The organism is Mycolicibacterium sp. MU0050 (assembly GCF_963378085.1).
In the GTDB taxonomy this organism is placed as follows: domain Bacteria; phylum Actinomycetota; class Actinomycetes; order Mycobacteriales; family Mycobacteriaceae; genus Mycobacterium; species Mycobacterium wendilense.
Window position 1 is genome coordinate 2,263,409 of the sequence record NZ_OY726395.1, and the last position, 20,815, is coordinate 2,284,223.

Below are 20,815 nucleotides of genomic sequence, written 5' to 3' on the forward strand. Positions count from 1 at the left end.
GGGGGTCCGAGCGGCTGGGGGAGCCGCCGGGGCGCGGCGCGGGGCCCTCCTGTGAGGGGGATTTCGATGACGCCAGCAATCGTTCGGGTCGCCGACCACATCCTGGCTCATCTGGCCGCCGGCGGCGTGACCCACGTCTTCGGGGTGGACGGGGAGAACGTCGAAGACCTCTTCGACGCGGCACACTTCCGCGAGGACATCACCGCCGTCCTCGCCAAGCATGAATTCGCCGCCGCGGCAATGGCAGACGGCTACAGCCGCGCGGGTGCCGGTCTGGGTGTGGTGATGGCCTCCGGTGGCGCGGCACTCAACCTCATCCCCAGTCTGGGCGAGTCGCTGGCCAGCCGGGTCCCCGTGCTCGCCCTCGTGGGGCAACCGCCCAGCCGCCTCGACGGATTCGGGGCCGCCGGCGACACCAGTGGACGCAACGGATCGCTGAACGCACAGGCGCTGTTCCGGGCGGTGTCGGTGTTCTGCGAACGGGTGACCACCCCGGAGCACATCCGCACCGCACTACCCCGGGCGATCATCGCGGCCTGTGCCGGGGGACCGGCAGTACTGTTGCTACCCAAGGATATTCAGCAGGCGCAGTTGGATTTGGCCGCTCCGCAGCGGGACCGGGCCCGCACGTGGGCGCGACGGCCCCGGCTCGGTGATGTCCACCCGCTGACGCGGGCGCTGCGCTCCGCGCGCGGGACGGTGGCCATCGTCGCCGGCGAACAGGTCGCCCGCGACGGTGCCCGGGCCGAGTTGGAGAGCCTACGCGCGACGCTGTCTGCCCGGGTGGCCTGCGTGCCCGAGGCAAAGGACGTCACGCCGGAGTTCACCGGGGCGCTCGGGATCACCGGGGCGATGGGACATCCCGCGGTCGCCGACGCCGTCGCCGACAGCGCGGTGTGCCTGCTGGTGGGCACCCGCCTGCCGCTGACGGCGCGTACCGGGCTCGATGCGGCGCTGCGCAACACACGGACGTTCTCGATCGGGTCGGCGCCGCCGCATCTGCCCTGCACCCACGTACACACCGACGATCTGCAGGCCTCGCTGGCCGAACTCACCCGGAAGCTGTCCGGGCGCGGCCGCCCCCGCGGACTGCGGATTCCGGAGCCCACGCCGCCCACCGAGTTGACCCCGCCACGTGTCGACGGGGCCGGGGTGGGCTACCGGCAGGCGATGAAAGCCCTGGATGCGGCGCTGCCCGCGAACGTCGACGTCGTCGTCGATGCCGGCAACGCCGGTACCGCGGCGCTGCACTACCTGCCCGCCCGGCGCGGCGGGCGGTTCCTGGTGGCGCTGGGCATGGGTGCCATGGGCTACAGCTTCGGGGCGGGGATCGGCATGGCGATCGCGCGGCGGCGACGTACCGTCGTCATCGCCGGCGACGGCGCGTTCTACACCCACGGCATGGAACTGCACACCGCAATCGAGCATCAGCTGCCGGTGACGGTCGTGTTGTTCAACAACAACGCGCACGCCATGTCGGCGACGCGAGAGCGGCTCTACTACGGGGATCTCCACAGCTACAACAGGTTCCGGCCCAGTCATCTCGGCGCCGGCCTGGCGGCGATGTTCCCCGGGTTGCGGTCGGTGGACGTCACCGACATCGGCGCCCTGCCGTCCGCGTTGGCCGAGGCGCTCGAGGCCCCGGGGCCCTCGGTGATCAGCGTCGAATGTTCGGCGGACGAAATTCCGCCGTTCGCACCGTTTCTCGAGGCCGTCGCGTCGCCGGTCGGCGATGCCGCGGCCCCTGCGGGAGAGGACTACCTGGCCGTCCCCGCCAGCGCCTGAGCGCCGCGCTCGGCACGCCGCCCGCGACGCGTTGCCCGCGGGTCGCCCTTCGCAGGCCGTCCTGCACGTTAGACTTCCCTGCAATGTCCGCCACACGACCTAGCAACCGGGGTGAGGGAGCGTGACCGACGACGCCGACCGCGCCGGTGAGCTCGGTCTCACGGGCCGGCCCCCGCGAGCGATTCCCACGCCCCAGCCGGTGACCTCCCACGGTCCGGCCACGGTCATCGCGATGTGCAACCAGAAGGGCGGGGTGGGCAAGACCACCTCGACGATCAACCTCGGTGCGGCGCTCGCCGAATGCGGCCGCCGGGTGCTGCTGGTGGACCTCGACCCGCAGGGCGCACTGTCGGCGGGACTGGGCGTGCCGCACTACGAGCTCGAGCACACCGTGCACAACATGCTCATCGAGCCCCGGGTGTCGGTGGAGCAGGTGCTGATCAAGACCCGAGTCAGCGGCATGGACCTGGTGCCCAGCAACATCGACCTGTCCGCCGCGGAGATCCAGTTGGTCAACGAGGTCGGCCGCGAGCAGTCGCTGGCGCGCGCCCTGCACCCGGTGCTGGACCGCTATGACTACGTGCTCATCGACTGCCAGCCGTCGCTGGGACTGCTGACCGTCAACGGGCTGGCCTGCGCCGACGGCGTCATCATCCCGACCGAATGCGAGTATTTCTCGCTGCGCGGCCTGGCGCTGCTGACCGACACCGTGGACAAGGTGCGGGATCGGCTCAACCCGCGCCTGTCCATCAGCGGAATCCTGATCACGCGATATGACAGCCGGACCGTCAACGCCCGCGAGGTGATGGCGCGCGTCGTGGAACGCTTCGGGGACCTGGTGTTCGACACCGTGATCACCCGGACCGTTCGGTTCCCGGAGACCAGCGTGGCCGGTGAGCCGATCACCACCTGGGCGCCCAAGTCCTCCGGCGCCGAAGCGTACCGAGCGTTGGCCGCCGAGGTCATCCACCGGTTCGGCACGTGACCAGCACCCAGACGCCCAACGGAGCCGACCAGGCCGAGCAGCCCGCCACCGGATTTCAGGTCCGACTGAGCAATTTCGAGGGTCCGTTCGACCTGTTGCTGCAGCTGATCTTCGCGCACCGCCTCGACGTCACCGAGGTGGCGTTGCACCAGGTCACCGACGAATTCATCGCCTACACCAAGGAGATCGGCGCCCAGCTGGGCCTCGAGGAGACCACCACGTTCCTGGTGGTTGCCGCCACGCTGTTGGACTTGAAGGCGGCCCGTCTGCTCCCGGCCGGCCAGGTCGACGACGAGGACGACCTGGCGCTGCTCGAGGTCCGGGACCTGCTGTTCGCCAGGTTGCTGCAGTACCGCGCGTTCAAGCACGTCGCGCTGATGTTCGCCGAGTTGGAGGCCGCGGCGCTGCGCAGCTACCCGCGGGCGGTGTCGCTGGAGGACCGCTTCGCCGACCTGCTGCCCGAGGTGATGATCGGGGTGGACGCCCAGGCGTTCGCGGAGATCGCCGCCAGCGCGTTGACCCCGCGCCCGGTGCCCACCGTGGGCCTCGACCATCTGCACCACCCGAAGGTGTCGGTGCCCGAGCAGGCCCAGCAGCTGCTGCGGATGCTCGAGGATCGCGGGGTGGGGCAGTGGGCGTCGTTCACCGAACTGGTCGCCGACTGTGAGATCCCGATCCAGATCGTCGGGCGCTTCCTGGCGCTGCTCGAGCTGTACCGATCCCGGGCGGTAGCATTCGAGCAGTTAGAACCGCTTGGTGTGCTCCAGGTTGCGTGGACCGGAGACCGTCTCACGGACCAACAATTGCGCGATGAGCTGGTGGAAGATCAAGAATGACTGAACCGGATGCCCTGGATCCAGCGGCGTCTGCCGAGCCCGACGTCGACCCCACAGCCGAGGTGGCCACCGACCCCGAACTGGACGACGACGAACTCACGCGGGTTTTGGAGGCCCTGTTGCTGGTGGTCGACACCCCGATCAGCGCCGAGGGGTTGGCGTCCGCGACCGGACAGTCCGCCGACCGGATCGCGGCCCGGCTGCCGCAGCTGGCGGCCGAACTCACCGACCGTGACAGCGGCATGGACCTGCGCGAGGCCGGTGGCGGCTGGCGGTTGTACACCCGGTCGCGGTTTGCGCCGTACGTCGAACGCCTGCTGCTGGACGGCTCGCGCACCAAGCTGACCCGCGCCGCCCTGGAGACGTTGGCCGTGGTCGCCTACCGGCAGCCGGTGACGCGCGCCCGGGTCAGCGCCGTGCGCGGCGTCAACGTCGACGCGGTGATGCGCACCCTGCTGGCCCGCGGATTGATCACCGAGGCCGGCACCGACCCCGACAGCGGCGCGGCGAGCTTCGCGACCACCGAGTTGTTCCTCGAGCGGCTGGGGCTGACCTCGCTGGCCGACCTGCCCGACATCGCGCCACTGCTGCCCGACGTCGACGTGATCGACGATCTGTCCGAAACCTTGGACAGCGAACCGCGGTTCATGAAACTCAATGCGGGTGGACCGACGGAAGAACCACCCGCGCTCGACATGGATGAGGACTGAGATGTCGCAAGAGTCTGCTGAGGGCGTGCGACTGCAAAAAGTGTTGTCGCAGGCCGGAATTGCATCCCGACGGGTGGCCGAACGGATGATCCGTGACGGCCGCGTCGAGGTGGACGGTCGCATTGTCACCGAGTTGGGCACCCGCGTGGACCCGGACGCCTCGGTGATCCGGGTGGACGGCGCGCGGGTGCTCGTCGACGACGAACTGGTGCACCTGGCGCTGAACAAGCCGGTCGGCATGCATTCGACGATGTCCGACGATCGGGGCCGGCCCTGCATCGGCGACCTGGTCGAGCACCGAGTCCGCGGCAACAAGAAGCTGTTTCACGTCGGGCGCCTCGACGCCGAGACGGAAGGCCTGATCCTGCTGACCAACGACGGCGAGTTGGCGCACCGGCTGATGCACCCGTCGTACGAGGTGCCCAAGACGTACCTGGCGACGGTCACCGGCGCGGTGCCCAAGGGGCTCGGCAAGAAACTGCGCGCCGGCATCGAACTCGACGACGGCCCGGTGAAGGTGGACGCATTCGCGATGGTGGACACCATCCCGGGCCGCTCCATGGTCAGCGTCACCCTGCACGAGGGCCGCAAGCACATTGTCCGCCGCCTGATGGCCGCCGTCGGCTACCCGGTGGAAGCGTTGGTGCGCACCGACATCGGCTCGGTGTCACTGGGGGAGCAGCGGCCCGGCAGCATCCGGGCGTTGAACCGCAAGGAGATCGGGGAGCTCTACAAGGCGGTGGGCCTGTGAGCGCGGGCAGTGACACGCTGGTGATCGCCATCGACGGCCCGGCCGGAACCGGAAAGTCGACGGTGTCACGGGGTTTGGCCAACGAGCTGGGCGCGCGCTACCTGGACACCGGGGCCATGTACCGGCTGGTGACGCTGGCGGTGCTGCGGGCCGGCGTCGATGTGGGGGACCCGGCCGCGGTGGCCGCCGTCGCGACACCGATCACCGTCGGCGACGACCCCGACGACGTGCGCGCCTATCTGGCCGACGAGGACGTCTCGGCGGAGATCCGCGGCGATGCGGTGACCAAGGCGGTCTCGGCGGTCTCGGCGGTGCCCGAGGTGCGCGAGCGCCTGGTCGAACTGCAGCGGCAGCTGGCGAACCGGCCAGGTGCCGTCGTGGTGGAGGGGCGCGACATCGGCACGGTGGTGTTACCGGATGCGGATCTGAAGATCTTCCTGACCGCCTCGGCGGAGATCCGGGCGCAGCGCCGCAACGACCAGAACATCAGCGGCGGACTCGGCGACGACTACGAGGGCGTACTGGCCGACGTGCGCCGCCGCGACCACCTGGACTCCAACCGGGCGACCTCGCCGCTGCGGGCCGCCGAAGACGCCGTGGTGGTCGACACCGGCGAGATGACCCAGGCCGAAGTGATAGCCCATCTGCGTGGTCTGGCGCAACGATGCAAAGAGGCGGTTCGATGACCTCCGAGGACGGCACCTGGTCGGACGAAAGCGACTGGGAGATAGACGAATCCGAGTACGCCTCGGATCTCGAGGAGTTCACCGCGCCGCCGCCCGTGATCGCGGTGGTGGGCCGCCCCAACGTCGGCAAGTCCACGCTGGTGAACCGTATTTTGGGCCGCCGGGAAGCCGTCGTGCAGGACCTGCCGGGCGTGACCCGCGACCGGGTGTCCTACGACGCGCTGTGGGCCGGGCGCCGGATCGTGGTGCAGGACACCGGCGGCTGGGAACCCGACGCGAAGGGCCTGCAGCAGCTGGTTGCCGAGCAGGCGACGGTGGCGATGCAGACCGCGGACGCGATCATCCTGGTGGTCGATGCCGTCGTCGGCGCGACGTCCGGGGACGAGGCCGCCGCGCGCAAGCTGCGTCGCTCCGGCAAGCCGGTGTTCCTGGCCGCCAACAAGGTTGACGGTGAGAAGCAGGAGCCCGAGGCCGCGGCGCTGTGGTCGCTGGGTCTCGGTGAGCCGCACCCGATCAGCGCCATGCACGGGCGCGGGGTCGCCGATCTGCTCGACACCGTCGTCGAGAAGCTGCCGGCGGTCTCCGAGGTGGGCCCCAAGACCGGCGGGCCGCGGCGGGTGGCGCTGGTGGGCAAGCCCAACGTGGGCAAGAGCTCGCTGCTGAACCGGCTGGCAGGCGGTCAGCGTTCGGTGGTCCACGACGTCGCGGGCACCACCGTGGACCCGGTGGACTCGCTGATCGAATTGGGCGGCAAGACATGGCGTTTCGTGGACACCGCCGGGCTGCGCCGCAAGGTCGGGCAGGCCAGCGGCCACGAGTTCTACGCGTCGGTGCGCACGCACGGCGCCATCGACGCCGCCGAGGTGGTGATCGTGCTGATCGACGCGTCGGTGCCGATCAGCGAGCAGGACCAGCGGGTGCTGTCGATGGTGATCGAGGCCGGGCGGGCGCTGGTGCTGGCGTTCAACAAGTGGGACCTGGTCGACGAGGACCGGCGGTACCTGCTGGACAAGGAGATCGACCGCGAACTGGCGCAGCTGCAGTGGGCGCCGCGGGTCAACATCTCCGCGATGACCGGCCGCGCGGTGCAGAAGCTGGTGCCCGCGCTGGAGACCTCGCTGCAGTCGTGGGACACCCGGGTGCCCACCGGACGGCTCAACACCTTCTTCAAGGAGATCATCGCCGCGCACCCGCCGCCGGTGCGCGGCGGCAAGCAGCCCCGGATCCTGTTCGCCACCCAGGCCACCGCGCGCCCGCCGACGTTCGTGTTGTTCACCACCGGGTTCCTGGAGGCGGGCTATCGCCGGTTCCTGGAGCGCCGACTGCGCGAGACGTTCGGATTCGAGGGCAGCCCGATCCGCATCAACGTCCGGGTGCGGGAGAAGCGCGGCCGCAAGTAGGGCGCGATTTCGGCGTGATCTCGCACGGTCAGCGTGTGCGATCACGCCCAATCCGTGCGCGGTAGGGTCTGCCGAGTGTCGGTGACCCACATGATCCTGATCGCGCTGGCCGGTGTCGGTGCCGGCGCGATCAATTCACTGGTGGGGTCGGGCACGCTGATCACTTTCCCGACGTTGGTGACGCTCGGCTTTCCGCCGGTGACCGCCACGATGTCCAACGCCGTCGGCCTGGTCGCCGGTGGCATCTCCGGCACCTGGGCGTACCGACGCGAGCTGCGCGGGCAGCGCCGCTGGCTGCGCTGGCAGATCCCGGCGTCGCTGATCGGGGCCGGACTCGGCGCCTTCCTGCTGCTGCATCTACCGGAGACGGTGTTCGCCACCGTGGTCCCCGCGCTGCTGGTGTTCGCGCTGGTGTTGGTGGTGGTGGGGCCCCGGATCCAGGGCTGGGCCCGGACGCGTGCGGAAGCCGCCGGCCGCGACGCGGACCTGATCACCCCGGCGAGGATGGCCGCGCTGGTGGCCGGCACCTTCGCCGTCGGGGTCTACGGCGGCTACTTCACCGCGGCGCAGGGCATCCTGCTGATCGCGGTCATGGGGGCGCTGCTGCCCGAGGACATCCAACGCATGAACGCCGCCAAGAACCTGCTGGCGCTGCTGGTCAACATCGTCGCCGCGGTGGCCTACACCGTGGTGGCCTTCGACCGGATCAGCTGGGCCGCGGCGGGCCTCATTGCGGCCGGCTCGCTGGTGGGCGGCTACCTCGGCGGGCACTACGGGCGGCGGCTTTCGCCGACGGCGCTGCGCATCGTGATCGTGGTGGTGGGACTCATCGGTCTCTACCGTTTGGTGACCCTGTAGGCTGTCCTGCGGGTTTCGATAGTTGAGAAAGGGAGTCCGATGGCCGTTCGGTTGCTGCACGCACCGGCGCCTTCCGACGTCTCCGCACTCGAGCCCTTCTGGCCATCGCGTCGGCTGATGGCCTTCGACGAATGGTGTTGTCCGCGTTCCTGACGCGCAGCCCTTCGTCCCTGTGGTCATTCTGCGGTGACCCGTTCTTTTGAAAGTAGCCGGACCCTATGCGTTCGCTCATACTTTTCGCCCTCGTCGGTGTCGGCGCGCAACTCGTCGACGGCGCCCTGGGCATGGCCTTCGGAGTCACCGCCTCCACGCTGCTGGTGTTGAGCGGGGTGGCGGCCGCCCAGGCCAGCGCCGCGGTCCACCTGGCCGAGGTGGGGACGACGTTCGCCTCCGGTCTGTCGCACTGGCGGTTCAAGAACATCGACTGGTCGATTGTCGCCAAGCTCGGTGTGCCCGGGGCCATCGGCGCTTTCCTGGGCGCCACCGTGTTGTCGTCGCTGTCCACCGAGGACGCCGCGCCGCTGATGGCCGGCATCCTGCTGTGCATCGGGGCCTACGTGCTGGTGCGGTTCTCGCTGGGCCGCCCGCCCGGGCTGCGGAACACCCACACCTCGCACACCGCGAAGTTCCTGGCCCCGCTGGGCCTGTTCGGTGGGTTCATCGACGCCTCCGGTGGCGGTGGCTGGGGGCCGGTGACGACGAGCACCCTGCTGTCGCAGGGCAAGACGGCGCCCCGGACCGTGATCGGGTCGGTGAGCGCCTCGGAGTTCCTGGTCGCGGTGTCGGCGTCGCTGGGGTTCGTGATCGGCCTGCGCGAGGAGTTTCTCAACAACCTGCCCATCGTGGCCGGCCTGGCCATCGGCGGCATGATCGCGGCGCCGCTGGCGGCGTGGCTGGTGACCAAGGTGAGCCCGGCGCTGCTGGGCACCGCGGTCGGCGGCGTGATCGTGCTGAGCAACAGCCAGAAGCTGCTGAAGTATTTCGGCATCACCGGCGGGTGGTCGGTGGCGGTCTACGCGACCATCGTCGTCGTGTGGCTGGGCCTGCTGGCCTACGCGGTGCGCGCGTCGCGGGCCCCGCAGTTCGTGCCCGAGGAACTCGAGGCGGTCGAGTCCGAGGCCGAGGTCGAGGATCTGGCTTCGGCCCCTGGTGCCGAGGCCGACGCCGAGGCATCCGTCGAACCCGTCGAGCAGGTGGTGGGGAAAACCGGTCGATAGGCGGCACGCGGCCGGACCGGATTGGGGCTGCAGAGGCCTCTGCGGTAGGCTTTCGTCTCGCTGCCGGAGTTCACTTCGGCACACGGGCTGTGGCGCAGCTTGGTAGCGCACTTGACTGGGGGTCAAGTGGTCGCAGGTTCAAATCCTGTCAGCCCGACCAAGAAGTTCGCAGGTGAGAGGCGGTTCCCGAGAATTGGGAGCCGCCTTTCGCGTACCTGGCAGATCACGTAGCGATTGGCTCGCTCGCGAGTCCCGCGTTTGCGCCACTGCTCTCGTAGCGCCGGATGGTCTCGCGTATTTCCTCGGTTGCAACCTTATAGATGTCGACGACTGATGTGATGTCTCGCCGGACGCCCGCGTCCTTGCCCTGCTCGAATGTGGTGACGAACTTGACGCTCTTGCCGTTGAGGTTGAGGCGAATGATCGGCTTGCGGTTGTTGTCGTCCAACAGGATCGCGAAGTATGACTTGCTGTCGCGGTAGTGCACGCGCTCGGGGGCCACCTCTGATACCGCTATCGCCCGTACGATGTTGAAGCCTTCGAGTTCCTCGTCCGTCGTAACGACGCCGGGATCGGTAATGCCGTCGAGCTGCGTCGTAGCCTCACCGATGGCTGGTTGCCCGATTGGCGGGCCGGGCGCAGCCGGTGGTTCGATTTCCGTCGAGCGATTCGGGTCGGGCGCGTCGTCGCCGAGGGCCGTCTTCAAACGAGTGTTCACTTGGTCGCTGACGTACTGATTGAGTGCCTTCGCTACCAAGGGCCTGAATTGGTCGATGATCCGCTGGGTGGTGCGGCCTTCGTAGATTCGGCTGACGAAGAAGCGTACCCACTCCTCGGAAGGCTCCTTGACCTCGGTAGCGATGATCCGCCGGATGCCGCCAATATATTTGAGTTCCTCAGCAGCGTTGACCACCGAGTCGATGTCGAAGGATTCCTTGGAGAACTTCTGGATCTCTGGGACCAGCGTTCTATCTATGTCTAGCAGGTCGAATACCAAAAATGGCTTGTCGTCCATGCGATTGGGCGCATCGCCATCCGTGTAGACGTGGTACTGCTGACCGTTGGTCATGGCGAGTCCCCGTTACTGAGTCCAGCCGGTTCTAGAGTCGGCTTGTTTGATCCGTTCTCAGTTGATGCTGCAGGCCACCGGGGTATGGGTACACCTGCACGCCGCAGCGTACTCGGCCGGTGTGCGGTAGCCCAGGGCTGAGTGGCGGTGTCGGTGATTGTGGTCGTCCTTGAAGTCGCCGATGACCACGCGGGCCTCGAACAGGTTGTTCCAGTAGTTGCGGTTCAAGCACTCCCTGCGAAGTCGGTTGTTGAACGATTCGATGTAGCCGTTGTCCCACGGACAGCCTGGCGGGATGTAGACCATCCCGATCTTGTTCTCGCAGAACCGTTGCAGCGCTTGGGAAACCATCTCCGGTCCGTTGTCCATGCGCAGCACTTTCGGCGGGCCACCATGAGCGGCGAACACCTTCTTCAGTTCCTCAACCAGCGCCTCTCCGGTGATCGAGCGCTCCACCACGTTCAGCAGCGACTCGCGGGTGTGTTCGTCGAGCATCGAAGCGATCTTGATGGCCTTGCCATCGATGGTGGAGTCGAACTGGAAATCGATCGCCCACACCACCTTCGGTGCATCAGCAACAACCGGTTCCACCGAGGAGACCCCGGCCCGCTTGCGGGGGCTGTGCACGCGGACCTGCAGACCCTCCTCACGCCACAGGCGGTGGACCTTCTTCTTGTTGACCTCACGGCGTTCGTCGTAGCGCAGCGCCGCCCAGGCCCGCCGGAACCCGTGGCACGGATGTTTGGTGGCGTAGGAGCGCAGCCAGGCCCGCAACTCGGCGTCCGGATCGGCCGGGGTCTGCGCCAACGGCAGTCGGCGGTAGGTGGAGCGGGCCAGCCCAACAGCCTTGCAGGCCAGCCGTTCCGACATGCTCAACGTCGCCTTGAGCATGTCCACGGCGCGACGCTTGGCAGCTGGGCTCAGAATTTTCCCTTGGCCACCTCCCGCAAGGCGTCCTTCTCGAGTTCGGCCTCGGCCAGCAGCCGCTTCAGCCGGGCGTTCTGCTCGCGCAGCTCCTTGAGCTCCTTGGCGGCGTCGGTGTCCATGCCACCGTAGCTGCGCCGCCAGTTGTACAGCGTCGCCGGCGACACCTGCAGCTCGGCGGCGATCTGCTCGCCGGTCTTGCCCTCAGCGGCCAGCTCATCTGCTCGGCGCAACTTGCGCACGATGTCCTCCGCGGAATTCCGCTTCCGACCAGCCATGTGTTCCATCGTCCCTTCTCGGCCCGACATCGGGCCACAGGACTCTAAAACAGGCTGGTCTCAATCACCGGGAACATGCCAGTCAGGATGGCGATGCGGGCCGAGGTGACGGCGAAGTACCGGAACAGTTGCGATGCGTATCGGAGGTCGAGTGGGTCGCCAATCTTCTTGCACTCGATAAGAATCTGGACTTGCCCGTCCTTGAAAATCGCGTAATCGACCTTCTCGCCCTTCTTGACGCCTACGTCGGCGACGAACTCCGGCACTACCTCGGAGGGATTGAACACGTCGTAGCCCAGTACGTTCGAAATGAACGGCATTATGAACGCATTTTTAGTTGCTTCCTCTGTCAGAACCGAACCCCGCATGTCACGGATCTTCTGCGCCATCGTGGCAAGACCGTCCGAAAATGCCATATATACCCCTCCTGTTTGGCCTTGCGGCCAGACTTTAGGTGAACTAGGTGACAACCAAGGCGTATTTCCGTCGAAGTCTCGAAATCAAACGGGTATGCCCGTAATAGACGGCAATCAGGTAGTGAAGCTCCATGATGGCAATCACCTTGAACACAGGCACGGTGGTACTGGCGGGGCGGGTTGGCGCGCGGCGTCGGAACCCCGTCGCCGACGCGAGGTTGCGCCAGACCGCAAATCAACTGTAGTTGTGTTACTCTAACTTTAGTTGGATTAGCGGGGTGCTGGAGATGCAGCTGAATAGGCCGTTCGCCACGGTGACGCCGACCCTGGACGGCGACGTTCTCAGCGTCCTCGCAAGCGCTGATGTCGCGTTCACGGTCCCTCAGATCCAGCGAATACTCACCACCGTGTCAGGTGAGGGCATCCGCAAGGTCCTCACCCGCCTCACCACCCAAGGTGTCGTGCTTCATGACCGGGTAGGTAGGACCAACACTTACTGCCTCAATGCCGAACACCTTGCGACCGAGCCGATCAGGGCCCTCTCGCGGCTGCACTCCACTTTTCTGGAACGTCTTGAGCTACACCTGTCGGACTGGGGCAAGGTTTTGAGGTACGCCGCCGTGTTCGGGTCCGCAGCGACCGGTCGGATGACGGCGGACAGTGACATCGACATCTTCCTGGTGCGTGCCGCGCCCGAACTTGGGCAGGGCAGCAACCAAGACCCGTGGGGGCAACAGGTGAGCGAACTCGCCCGGCTGGTCACGGCGTGGACCGGTAACGACGCACGCGTCATCGAGTACACCGAGGAGGAGTTGCGCGACGCGGCAGCCGCCGGGGAGTCGCTGCTCCACGACGTGTCCAAGCAGGGCCTGACTGTCGCCGGCACCCGGGCATGGTTCAACACGCAACTGCGACCGGTCGGCAAAGCGGCTCCGAGCGGGAGGCTCTGATGGCTGGACAACGGAACTGCGACGCCGTAATAACCGCGGGGCGACTGGCCAAAGCCAACGAGTTCTTCCACGCCGCCGAATATCTGGATGACGATATGCGCAGTGCGGCGGGTGACTTGTACGTCAACGCGGGCATTGCGGCCGCAGATGTGATCTGTTGCGTCCGTCTCGGGGTGCACTCGAACACCGGCAACCACAGCGAGGCTCGTGCTCTTCTGAAGAAGGCAGACAGTGGATCTGAGCGGCATCTTGCGACCCTGCTGGCCCTGAAGAACAAGGCCGCCTATACACACGAGCCGATCTCCGCCGCAGAGCGCGAGAGAATGAACCGTGCTGCGGGCACCTTGATCGAGACAGCGAAACGAGCGGTGGCTTCGCGACGGTGACTTCACCGCTCGAGAGATCCATTGTCGGTTCAGTCGCGCCTCGCCTCGTAGCGCAGCAGCACCGTGCCGCCGGGGAAGGTGCGGTTCTCCAACAGCCGCAGCGAGATCCACGACGGCAGCGTCGGGAAGAACGGGAGCCCGCCGCCTACCGCGGTGGGCGCGACGACGAGCCGGTATTCGTCGACCAGTCCCGCTTGCACGATTGGTGCGGCCAACCTCGCACCGGCCACCTCCAGGTTGCCGTCGGTCTCGGCTTTGAGTTTCCGCACCACCTCGACCGGGTCGCCGCGTTCCAGCCGAGAGTTCCAGTCGACGGAATCCAGCGTGCGCGAGAAGACGACCTTGGGCATGTTCCGCCAGATGCCTGCGAAGTCGACGATCAGCGGGGTGGCCTCCGGTGCCTGGTCCGCGGTGGGCCAGTATGCGGACATCAGTTCGTAGAGCCGCCGCCCGTAGAACGCGCACGCGGTCTCCCGCTCGAAGTCGTTCCAGTACTGGTGTAGTTCGTCGCTCGGAGCACTCCAGTCGATGCTGCCGTTTGCGTCGGCGATGTATCCGTCCACGGAGACGTTGAAGCCGTAGATAAGTTTGCCCATGCACATTCAGTGGGGTTGACCCCTGATGGTGGACACCTGACTGGTGGGACTGCTGGTCCCACGGGAAGGATGTCCGTATGTCGGGCAAGCGGAAGAAGTACACCCCGGAGTTTCGGGAGCAGGCGGCCCGCTTGGTGATCGAGACGGGCCGGCCGATCGCGCATGTGGCCGCGGAGATCGGTGTGGGTGAGCAGTTGCTGGGGCGCTGGGTGCGGGTGGCCCGCGAGGCCGCTGGCGCAGGCGATAATGGTGCGGTGCTTGATTCTGATGAGCGTGCCGAGTTGGAGCGGCTGCGCAAGGAGAACGCTGAATTGCGTTTGGACCGGCAGTTTTTGAAAAAAGCCGCGGCCTTCTTTGCCTCCGAACAGAACCAGTAGAGGCCTACGGTCTGATCGAGGCGGAGAAGGCCAATTACGCGATCACCCGGATGTGCGAGCTGCTGGACGTGTCGCGGTCGGGGTTTTACAAATGGCGCAAGTCCCAGGCCGCGGGACCGTCGCCGGCGGCGCGGCGTCGTGCCGAGTTGGATGTCAAGGTCGCGGCCTTGCATGAGGCCTCCGATGGGGTCTATGGGGCGCCGCGCATCCTGGCCGACCTGCGCGATGCCGGCGAGACCGTGTCACGCAAGACGGTGGCTGCCTCGCTGCGCCGTCAGGGTCTGGCCGGGATCAGCCCACGTACGTTCGCCCCGGTAACCACCGTGGTGGATCTGGACGCGCCGCCGATCCCTGACCTGGTCAAACGTCGATTCGATACAGGCCGTCTGGATGGGGTGTGGACCAGCGACATCACCTATCTGCGCACCGGTGAGGGCTGGTTGTACCTGTGCGCCGTGCGTGACGGCTGCAGCCGGCGGGTGATCGGCTGGGCCATCGATGAGCACCTGCATACCGACCTGGTCGAGGACGCGGTGGCGATGGCGGTGGCCATGCGCGGCGAGTTGGCCGCGCAGGTGGTGTTCCATGCTGACCGCGGATGTCAGTACACCAGTGCGCAGTTGGCACGGTTCGCCCGCAAGCATGATCTGGCCCGCTCGGTGGGCCGCACCGGGGTGTGTTGGGATAATGCTCAGCAGGAATCATTCTGGGCCACAATGAAAGTCGAGTTCTACGACCGCTACTTGTGGCCCACCAAAGCAGCCGCTAAGCTCGCCGTCGGCGACTGGATCGAACGGGTCTACAACCGCCGACGGCGCCACTCTTCGATCGGGATGATCACCCCGGTCGAGTACGAGAACCGGATCACTCAGACGGCACAAGCCGCCTGACCGAGTGTCCACCCAATGGGGTCAAGCCCATCAGACTGCACCGGTAGGCGGAACTCATCGCGGATGCCGCGCGCATTGTCAGATTGTGGGGCGGGCGAGAGGCTGGACGGGGCAGGGGAGGGAGGCCGAGGGCATGGCTGTTTCCACGATGCGCGCCTGGCAGGTCCGCGCCCCGGGGCCGATGGCCACGGCGCCGCTGGAGCTGGTCCGCACCGACATCGCCGAACCAGGAGACGGCGAGCTGCTCATCGCCGTGCTGGCCTGCGGAGTCTGCCGCACCGATCTGCATGTCAGTGAGGGTGACCTGCCGGTCCACCGGCACCGCGTCACACCGGGGCATGAGGTGGTGGGCGAGGTGGTCGCCGTCGGGCCGAACGTCGGTGCCGAGTTCACCGCCGGTGACCGCGTCGGAGTCGCCTGGCTGCGCAGCACGTGCGGCCACTGCAAGTACTGTCGGCGTGGCCAGGAGAATCTGTGCCCGGCCTCGAAGTACACCGGCTGGGACGCTGACGGAGGCTACGCCGAATACCTCACGGCGCCCGCCGCTTTCGTGCACCGGCTGCCGGCGGGTTACACCGACACCGAGTTGGCGCCGCTGTTGTGCGCCGGCATCATCGGCTACCGCGCGCTGAAGCGAGCCGAACTGCCCGACGGCGGACGGCTCGGCATCTACGGCTTCGGCGGCAGCGCTCACCTCACCGCGCAGGTCGCGCTCGCGCGCGGGGCCGAGGTGCACGTGATGACCCGCGGCGCGGGTGCCCGCGAGCTGGCGACCGCGCTGGGCGCGGCCTCGGTGCAGGGCGCCGGCGACCCGCCACCGGTACCGCTCGACGCGGCGATCCTGTTCGCTCCGGTCGGCGAGCTGGTGCTGCCCGCCCTGGCGGCCCTCGACCGCGGCGGCATCCTCGCCGTCGCCGGCATCCATCTCAGTGACATCCCGACGCTGAACTATCAACGCCTCCTCTTCCAGGAACGTCAGCTGCGGTCGGTCACGTCGAATACCCGTGCCGACGCGCGGAAATTTCTGGCCTTCGCCGGAGAGCACCGCATCACCGTCGCGACCGTGCCATATCCACTCGACGCCGCCGATCGCGCCTTGGCCGATCTCAGTGCGGGCGCCATCGCGGGTGCCGCGGTATTGATCCCGTGACCGCGTCACACCTCCCATGCCGAGTGCTCGTCGCCGCGATTCCATTCGCGGGCCACGGCGCGCAATTCGGTCCGCACCGCGGCGCGGCGCACCTGCGGGCGGTGCGGCCAATGGCACATCCAGCACGAGCAGACGTACCGGCCCGTGAAGCGAAACTCCCAGTAGCACAGCCCGATACGGCCGATGGTCCAGCCGGGATCGAGATCTGGGAGCTCGCATTCACGGCCGGCGCAGCCGTGCACGGGGACGACGGAGACTTCCCGACGGGCCCTGCGGACACGAAAAGGAGCGTGGGCATCGGTGTGGGACATGCAGATCCTCGAACGCAGGCCGCCCCACCGGAGTCCGCAGATCCGCTGCGGGGTGGGGCTAGCGTGTTCGAAGACCGCCGACCGAGGTGCCTGGCATGGAACCGAGGCTACCCGAGGCGTACGACGTGGTGGGACCGTCGCCGTGGTGAATGTCGGGGCCGTGAGTTTCCGGTGCCGTCAACGTTCAGGCGGAGAAAAAACCTCCAACCTGACATCACATCCAGCTCCCGCGGCGTTACCACCTAGCACCAGAGCAGAGAGGGCAGCCATGAAGATCACAGGAAACACCATTTTCATCCCCGGCTCCACCAGTGGCATCGGGTTGGGCCTGGCGTTGGCCCTGCACGCCAGAGGGAACACCGTCGTTGTCGGCGGCCGACGAACCGCGGAACTGGAACGAATCACCGCCGACCACCCGGGTCTGGGCGCGGTCGCCATCGACATCGCGGACCCCGACAGCATTCGGGCGGCGGCCGCGCAGGTCCTCGCCCAGTACCCCGACCTCAACGTGATCGTCGCGATGGCCGGGATCATGCGAACCGAGGACTGGCACCAGCCGGACACGTTCCTTGCGACGGCGGAATCCACCATCGAGACCAATCTGCTGGGCCCGATCCGTCTCATCGGCGCGTTCATCGAGCACCTGCGGACGCGGCCGGACTCGACCATCGTCACGGTGTCGTCAGGCCTCGCGTTCGCGCCGTTGCGGGTGACACCCAGTTACAACGCGTCCAAGGCCGCCATCCACATGCTCAGCGAATCACTGCGGCTGCAGCTCGCCGACACCAGCGTCAAGGTCACCGAGCTGGTCCCGCCGTCCGTGCGGACCGAGCTGATGCCGGGCCACGACACGAACCCTGCCGGGATGGCGCTCGACGCTTTCATCGACGAGGTGATCGACCAGTTGGAGGCGAATCCCGACGCCCACGAGATCCTGGTCGAGCAGGTCAAGTTCCTGCGCTTCGGCGAAGCGTGCGGGGATTACGACACCGTTGTCGAGATACTCAACGCGGGCGATCCGCACGGCAAATAGCGGGACGCCTTGTCCGCCAACGGCGTGGGACGAGGCCGGTGATCGAACCGTTCAGCGGCTGACCCGAAGTGTTTCAATGGATCCAGCGACGAACGGACCCACTGACGAAGGGAGGACCGATGTCGAAGCGCTTCGCCGTCGGCGATCACGTGACGTGGAACTCTGAGGCGGGCCAGGTCTCGGGAAAGATCACCAAAGTCCACACGAAGGACTTCGATTACAAGGGCCACACCCGCCGCGCCTCGGCGGACGAACCCCAGTACGAGATCAAGAGCGACAAGACCGACCATGTCGCCGCCCACAAGGAGAGCGCCTTGCGGCTCGTCGGCGATGACTGAGGGACTCACCGCGGCCGACGAACAGCTGGTTCTCACCGAGGAATTCCGGGAGGCGCTGCGGCTGCTGGCCGCGGGCCAACATCTGTTCCTCACCGGCAAGGCCGGCACCGGCAAGTCGACACTGATCCGCCACTTCATGGCGGGCACCGAGCGCAACGTGGTGGTGGTCGCGCCCACCGGCATCGCCGCGCTCAACGTCGACGGCTATACCATCCACCGCCTCTTCGGTTTTCGTACCACGACCACCCTGGCCGACGTCAACGGCGGCGACTACCGGCCCGGCCGCTTCGCCAAGACGCTGGCCTCGCTGGACACCCTGATCATCGACGAGGCGTCCATGGTGCGCGCGGACGTCTTCGACATGGTCGCCACCGCGCTGCACCGATTCGGCCCGCAGCCCGGCACGCCGTTCGGGGGAGTGCAGGTGGTGCTGGTGGGCGACCTGTACCAGCTGCCGCCGGTGGTGGGAGAACGTGAGCAGGAGTACTTCTCGACCGTCTACGACACCCCGTACTTCTTCTCGGCGAACTCCTTCGACCGGGGTGGCTTTCCCACCCTGGCGCTGACCACGGTGTTCCGTCAGCTCGGCGACCAACGAATGACGGCGATCCTCAACGAGATTCGTGAGGGTGTGCTGCTGGGACACGCCCAGGAGCACCTCAACGCGCGCGTCGACAACGACTTCGTGCCGCCGCCCGACGAGTTCTGGCTGACGTTGGCGCCGACCAATCGGCTGGTGACGGCGCGCAACCGCCAGCAGTTGGAGCGGCTCCCGGGCGACGAACTGCTGCACCGCGCCAAGGAATCCGGCGACCTGTCGCTGTTCGACAAGCCGGTCGAGGACGAGTTGCGGTTCAAGGTCGGCGCCCAGGTGATGATGCTCAACAACGACCAGACCGGCCGCTGGGTCAACGGCTCGATCGGCCGGGTGGTGGGTCTGGGCTACGACCGCTACGGCGCGGTGGTCGAAGTCGAGTTCCCGGACGGCTCGGTCGCCGAGGTCGCACCGTTCAGCTGGGAGGCGACCCGGCCGGTGGTCGACGGGGGAGCGCTGCGCCGAGAAGTCGTCGGCACGTTCACCCAACTGCCGTTCAAGCTGGCCTGGGTCATCACCATCCACAAAAGCCAGGGGCAGACGCTGGAACGGCTGGTGGTCGACCTAACCGGCGGCATGTTCTCCACCGGCCAGCTCTACGTGGCGCTGAGCCGGTGCACCTCGCTGGCGGGGCTGGTGCTGAAGCGACCCGTGCTGCCGAAGGATCTGAAGATCGACCGGCGCATCACCCGATTCCTGCGGACTGCGACCCCCGACGCCAAAGCACGCCGATTCTGCGCGATCGGCATCCTCACCGTCGGCGACGAGGGCCGGATGTCGCGTCCGCGCCCGGTTGAGCTGGCGGTCGCGTTCGACGACGGCACCGCGGTGTCCACCCTGATCAACCCGCAGCGTGATCTGGCCGACGCGCGAAATGCCTACGGCATCAGCGTCTCCGATGTCCTGCTGGCCCCGACGCTGCGGGAGGCGTGGGGCGTGATCGCCCCGATGCTCGCCGGATGCACGCCCGTGGGAGTCGGTGTGGACGAGACGCTGGGGCTGATCGACTTCGAGCTCAAACGCCTCGGCTACGTCACGGCGATGCCGTTGGGAATCGAGTTGAAGGGGGCCCGGGTGGCGGGTCGCACCGCCCTGCAGCGCGCCCGGTCCGCGCTCGAATTGCACGCCGCAACAAAGGTTTCAGAAGGTTCGACGCCGTTCGAGGAGCCCGAACCCGTCGAAGCTCTCGCCGGCCTGCTGGTCAGCCGCGATCCGGACGTCGACTCCCCGGCGGCGCGGCACCTGCCGGGGCTGTCCGCACTACTGCGGGTCAGCCGCAAGCTCGGCGGGGCGCTGCGGGGGACCCAGCCGGCCGCGCAGCAACCCATGGCCGACGAGTCCGGCTGGGACGCCGCCGCGCGCCAGGCCGCGGCCGATCAACTCCGGGTGGCGGCCTCGCGGACCATGCTCACCGACGACGTGCTGGCCCGTCTGCAGGTGGCCGCGACGATGCTGGACTCGCCGGAGCTGGCGGCGGCGCTGCGGGAGGCGCGCACCCAGACGGGTGGCGACATCGATGCGGTGCTGGTCAGCGGGGCGCGGATCTGCTTCACCGGGACTGTCCTCGACAGCGCGGGCCGCGTCGTGGAGCGCGACGAGATGGAGCGACTGGCCGTTGCCGCGGGGCTCAACCCGGTGCGCACCGTGACGAAGACCCGCTGTGAGGTGCTGGTGATCGCGGAGGCCGGCACCCAGTCCGGCAAGGCCCGCAAGGCCCAGGAGTACGGCACGCCGGTGTTCACGGCAGCGGAATTCCTCGCCTGGGTGCACCGGCGGTGACGCCGCGGGGGATGTCTACCACGGCAGGAAGCGGCGCTTCGTCCGGCGTTGATCGCCGTGGACCTCGGACCACTGGTCCGCGCCATAACTGAATGGCTTCTTGCTGCCCGTCCTGACGATGTCGAGCGAACCGTCGGCGGCTTTGACATACGCATCCCCGGAGCGCATGTAGTTGTCGACGGAGCCGTCGGTTCTGGTGACGGAAACGGTCATGGTCTGCTCCCAAATGCCGACGCGGTCGGCCTAGTCTCGTGGGTGAGAACGAACTGGCAACAGCTGGCAGACATCGACAAAGATCGTCCGTTTCCCGAAGGATCAGAAGCGATCCGCACTCGGACCGAGCCTGATATCGCCACCCTACGCCCGATTGGCGTGTCTCGCCCGAAGATGCGCATCAACAGACTCATCGCGTCAATTTCGCTGATTGACAACATTATTCGCGCCGCGGCGAGGGTCGCCGAGTGGAAGTGGCGTCGTGCGGTAGGCTAAGTCACA

General features: G+C 67.3%; 22 protein-coding genes and 1 tRNA gene. 17 read left to right on the forward strand and 6 right to left on the reverse strand.

Going from position 1 to position 20,815, the window contains the following annotated elements:
- Window positions 1-66: 66 nt before the first annotated feature.
- From R2K23_RS10590 to R2K23_RS10635, 10 genes are all read left to right on the forward strand, one after another.
- The gene (locus R2K23_RS10590; RefSeq protein ID WP_316516501.1) at window positions 67-1,785 is read left to right on the forward strand and encodes a thiamine pyrophosphate-binding protein; all 1,719 of its coding nucleotides are present in this window, start codon (window positions 67-69) and stop codon (window positions 1,783-1,785) included.
- A 121-nt stretch (window positions 1,786-1,906) separates the two neighbouring features.
- On the forward strand, window positions 1,907-2,770 hold the full coding sequence (locus tag R2K23_RS10595; protein WP_316516502.1) for a ParA family protein: 864 nt from the start codon (window positions 1,907-1,909) through the stop codon (window positions 2,768-2,770).
- Entirely contained in the window at window positions 2,767-3,606 is an 840-nt protein-coding gene (locus R2K23_RS10600) for a segregation/condensation protein A (RefSeq protein WP_316516503.1), read from the forward strand. Before R2K23_RS10595 ends, R2K23_RS10600 begins: the two co-directional genes overlap by 4 nt.
- Window positions 3,603-4,316: an SMC-Scp complex subunit ScpB gene (scpB, locus tag R2K23_RS10605; RefSeq protein ID WP_316516506.1), complete on the forward strand. Its 714-nt coding sequence runs from the start codon at window positions 3,603-3,605 to the stop codon at window positions 4,314-4,316. Before R2K23_RS10600 ends, scpB begins: the two co-directional genes overlap by 4 nt.
- Before the next feature lies 1 nt (window position 4,317).
- A complete protein-coding gene (locus R2K23_RS10610; protein WP_316516508.1) occupies window positions 4,318-5,067 on the forward strand; it encodes a pseudouridine synthase in 750 nt (249 codons plus the stop codon).
- On the forward strand, window positions 5,064-5,753 hold the full coding sequence (cmk, locus tag R2K23_RS10615) for a (d)CMP kinase (RefSeq protein ID WP_316516509.1): 690 nt from the start codon (window positions 5,064-5,066) through the stop codon (window positions 5,751-5,753). The genes R2K23_RS10610 and cmk overlap by 4 nt, the downstream gene beginning before the upstream one ends.
- Window positions 5,750-7,153: a ribosome biogenesis GTPase Der gene (gene der / locus R2K23_RS10620; RefSeq protein WP_316516510.1), complete on the forward strand. Its 1,404-nt coding sequence runs from the start codon at window positions 5,750-5,752 to the stop codon at window positions 7,151-7,153. The genes cmk and der overlap by 4 nt, the downstream gene beginning before the upstream one ends.
- Window positions 7,154-7,228: 75 nt before the next feature.
- Window positions 7,229-8,011 (forward strand): sulfite exporter TauE/SafE family protein, encoded by a 783-nt coding sequence (locus R2K23_RS10625; RefSeq protein WP_316516512.1) that lies wholly within the window; start codon window positions 7,229-7,231, stop codon window positions 8,009-8,011.
- Window positions 8,012-8,229: 218 nt separating this feature from the next.
- On the forward strand, window positions 8,230-9,228 hold the full coding sequence (locus tag R2K23_RS10630; RefSeq protein ID WP_316516514.1) for a sulfite exporter TauE/SafE family protein: 999 nt from the start codon (window positions 8,230-8,232) through the stop codon (window positions 9,226-9,228).
- 83 nt (window positions 9,229-9,311) lie between these two features.
- Window positions 9,312-9,388, forward strand: a tRNA-Pro gene (locus R2K23_RS10635).
- Window positions 9,389-9,451: 63 nt separating this feature from the next.
- Here the strand turns inward: R2K23_RS10635 and R2K23_RS10640 are convergent.
- The 3 genes from R2K23_RS10640 to R2K23_RS10650 all read right to left on the reverse strand — a co-directional run bounded on the left by R2K23_RS10640 (window position 9,452) and on the right by R2K23_RS10650 (window position 11,915).
- Window positions 9,452-10,297: a hypothetical protein gene (locus R2K23_RS10640; RefSeq protein WP_316516516.1), complete on the reverse strand. Its 846-nt coding sequence runs from the start codon at window positions 10,295-10,297 to the stop codon at window positions 9,452-9,454.
- A 57-nt stretch (window positions 10,298-10,354) separates the two neighbouring features.
- Window positions 10,355-11,499 (reverse strand): IS3 family transposase gene (locus R2K23_RS10645; protein WP_316516518.1). Its coding sequence is split into 2 segments (ribosomal slippage): window positions 10,355-11,232 and window positions 11,232-11,499, totalling 1,146 coding nucleotides; the frame shifts between segments, so codons are not numbered across the junction.
- Between the two features lie 44 nt (window positions 11,500-11,543).
- Window positions 11,544-11,915, reverse strand: a complete 372-nt coding sequence (locus tag R2K23_RS10650; protein ID WP_316516522.1) for a type I restriction enzyme HsdR N-terminal domain-containing protein — start codon at window positions 11,913-11,915, stop codon at window positions 11,544-11,546.
- 287 nt (window positions 11,916-12,202) lie between these two features.
- On the opposite strand from R2K23_RS10650, the gene R2K23_RS10655 reads away from it, so the two are divergent.
- Both R2K23_RS10655 and R2K23_RS10660 read left to right on the forward strand, forming a co-directional pair.
- Complete coding sequence (locus R2K23_RS10655) at window positions 12,203-12,865, forward strand: nucleotidyltransferase domain-containing protein (RefSeq protein WP_316517204.1); 663 nt, start codon at window positions 12,203-12,205, stop codon at window positions 12,863-12,865.
- Complete coding sequence (locus tag R2K23_RS10660; RefSeq protein ID WP_316516523.1) at window positions 12,865-13,251, forward strand: hypothetical protein; 387 nt, start codon at window positions 12,865-12,867, stop codon at window positions 13,249-13,251. Before R2K23_RS10655 ends, R2K23_RS10660 begins: the two co-directional genes overlap by 1 nt.
- A gap of 29 nt (window positions 13,252-13,280) precedes the next feature.
- Here the strand turns inward: R2K23_RS10660 and R2K23_RS10665 are convergent, their stop codons facing one another.
- A complete protein-coding gene (locus R2K23_RS10665) occupies window positions 13,281-13,847 on the reverse strand; it encodes a dihydrofolate reductase family protein (protein ID WP_316516525.1) in 567 nt (188 codons plus the stop codon).
- Between the two features lie 77 nt (window positions 13,848-13,924).
- On the opposite strand from R2K23_RS10665, the gene R2K23_RS10670 reads away from it, so the two are divergent.
- Together R2K23_RS10670 and R2K23_RS10675 are read left to right on the forward strand one after the other, a co-directional pair.
- A protein-coding gene (locus R2K23_RS10670; RefSeq protein WP_109560046.1) for an IS3 family transposase occupies window positions 13,925-15,114 on the forward strand; the annotation gives its coding sequence in 2 pieces (ribosomal slippage) (window positions 13,925-14,183 and window positions 14,183-15,114; 1,191 coding nt in all).
- A gap of 133 nt (window positions 15,115-15,247) precedes the next feature.
- A complete protein-coding gene (locus R2K23_RS10675; RefSeq protein ID WP_316516527.1) occupies window positions 15,248-16,264 on the forward strand; it encodes a zinc-binding alcohol dehydrogenase family protein in 1,017 nt (338 codons plus the stop codon).
- A gap of 5 nt (window positions 16,265-16,269) precedes the next feature.
- On the opposite strand, the gene R2K23_RS10680 is transcribed toward R2K23_RS10675, so the two are convergent.
- A complete protein-coding gene (locus R2K23_RS10680; protein ID WP_316516529.1) occupies window positions 16,270-16,575 on the reverse strand; it encodes a hypothetical protein in 306 nt (101 codons plus the stop codon).
- Window positions 16,576-16,843: 268 nt separating this feature from the next.
- Between R2K23_RS10680 and R2K23_RS10685 the strand changes: the two genes are divergently transcribed.
- The 3 genes from R2K23_RS10685 to R2K23_RS10695 all read left to right on the forward strand — a co-directional run bounded on the left by R2K23_RS10685 (window position 16,844) and on the right by R2K23_RS10695 (window position 20,320).
- A complete protein-coding gene (locus R2K23_RS10685; RefSeq protein WP_316516531.1) occupies window positions 16,844-17,608 on the forward strand; it encodes an SDR family oxidoreductase in 765 nt (254 codons plus the stop codon).
- Between the two features lie 119 nt (window positions 17,609-17,727).
- Window positions 17,728-17,946 (forward strand): hypervirulence associated TUDOR domain-containing protein, encoded by a 219-nt coding sequence (locus tag R2K23_RS10690; RefSeq protein WP_316516532.1) that lies wholly within the window; start codon window positions 17,728-17,730, stop codon window positions 17,944-17,946.
- On the forward strand, window positions 17,939-20,320 hold the full coding sequence (locus R2K23_RS10695) for an AAA family ATPase (protein ID WP_316516534.1): 2,382 nt from the start codon (window positions 17,939-17,941) through the stop codon (window positions 20,318-20,320). The genes R2K23_RS10690 and R2K23_RS10695 overlap by 8 nt, the downstream gene beginning before the upstream one ends.
- Before the next feature lie 15 nt (window positions 20,321-20,335).
- Here the strand turns inward: R2K23_RS10695 and R2K23_RS10700 are convergent, their stop codons facing one another.
- Window positions 20,336-20,533 carry a hypothetical protein gene (locus R2K23_RS10700; protein WP_316516536.1) on the reverse strand — a complete coding sequence of 66 codons (198 nt, stop codon included), beginning with the start codon at window positions 20,531-20,533 and terminating at the stop codon, window positions 20,336-20,338.
- Window positions 20,534-20,815: the final 282 nt, after the last annotated feature.

Excerpts from the sequence above, each read along its gene's own strand:
- R2K23_RS10610 (WP_316516508.1), top strand. The coding sequence starts at position 4,318 with ATGTCGCAAGAGTCTGCTGAGGGCGTGCGACTGCAAAAAGTGTTGTCG.
- R2K23_RS10655 (WP_316517204.1), top strand. The coding sequence starts at position 12,203 with ATGCAGCTGAATAGGCCGTTCGCCACGGTGACGCCGACCCTGGACGGC.
- R2K23_RS10680 (WP_316516529.1), bottom strand. The coding sequence starts at position 16,575 with ATGTCCCACACCGATGCCCACGCTCCTTTTCGTGTCCGCAGGGCCCGT.
- R2K23_RS10685 (WP_316516531.1), top strand. The coding sequence starts at position 16,844 with ATGAAGATCACAGGAAACACCATTTTCATCCCCGGCTCCACCAGTGGC.
- R2K23_RS10640 (WP_316516516.1), bottom strand. The coding sequence starts at position 10,297 with ATGACCAACGGTCAGCAGTACCACGTCTACACGGATGGCGATGCGCCC.
- R2K23_RS10675 (WP_316516527.1), top strand. The coding sequence starts at position 15,248 with ATGGCTGTTTCCACGATGCGCGCCTGGCAGGTCCGCGCCCCGGGGCCG.
- R2K23_RS10630 (WP_316516514.1), top strand. The coding sequence starts at position 8,230 with ATGCGTTCGCTCATACTTTTCGCCCTCGTCGGTGTCGGCGCGCAACTC.
- R2K23_RS10690 (WP_316516532.1), top strand. The coding sequence starts at position 17,728 with ATGTCGAAGCGCTTCGCCGTCGGCGATCACGTGACGTGGAACTCTGAG.
- R2K23_RS10650 (WP_316516522.1), bottom strand. The coding sequence starts at position 11,915 with ATGGCATTTTCGGACGGTCTTGCCACGATGGCGCAGAAGATCCGTGAC.
- R2K23_RS10665 (WP_316516525.1), bottom strand. The coding sequence starts at position 13,847 with ATGGGCAAACTTATCTACGGCTTCAACGTCTCCGTGGACGGATACATC.
- der (WP_316516510.1), top strand. The coding sequence starts at position 5,750 with ATGACCTCCGAGGACGGCACCTGGTCGGACGAAAGCGACTGGGAGATA.
- scpB (WP_316516506.1), top strand. The coding sequence starts at position 3,603 with ATGACTGAACCGGATGCCCTGGATCCAGCGGCGTCTGCCGAGCCCGAC.
- R2K23_RS10590 (WP_316516501.1), top strand. The coding sequence starts at position 67 with ATGACGCCAGCAATCGTTCGGGTCGCCGACCACATCCTGGCTCATCTG.
- R2K23_RS10660 (WP_316516523.1), top strand. The coding sequence starts at position 12,865 with ATGGCTGGACAACGGAACTGCGACGCCGTAATAACCGCGGGGCGACTG.
- R2K23_RS10695 (WP_316516534.1), top strand. The coding sequence starts at position 17,939 with ATGACTGAGGGACTCACCGCGGCCGACGAACAGCTGGTTCTCACCGAG.
- R2K23_RS10700 (WP_316516536.1), bottom strand. The coding sequence starts at position 20,533 with ATGACCGTTTCCGTCACCAGAACCGACGGCTCCGTCGACAACTACATG.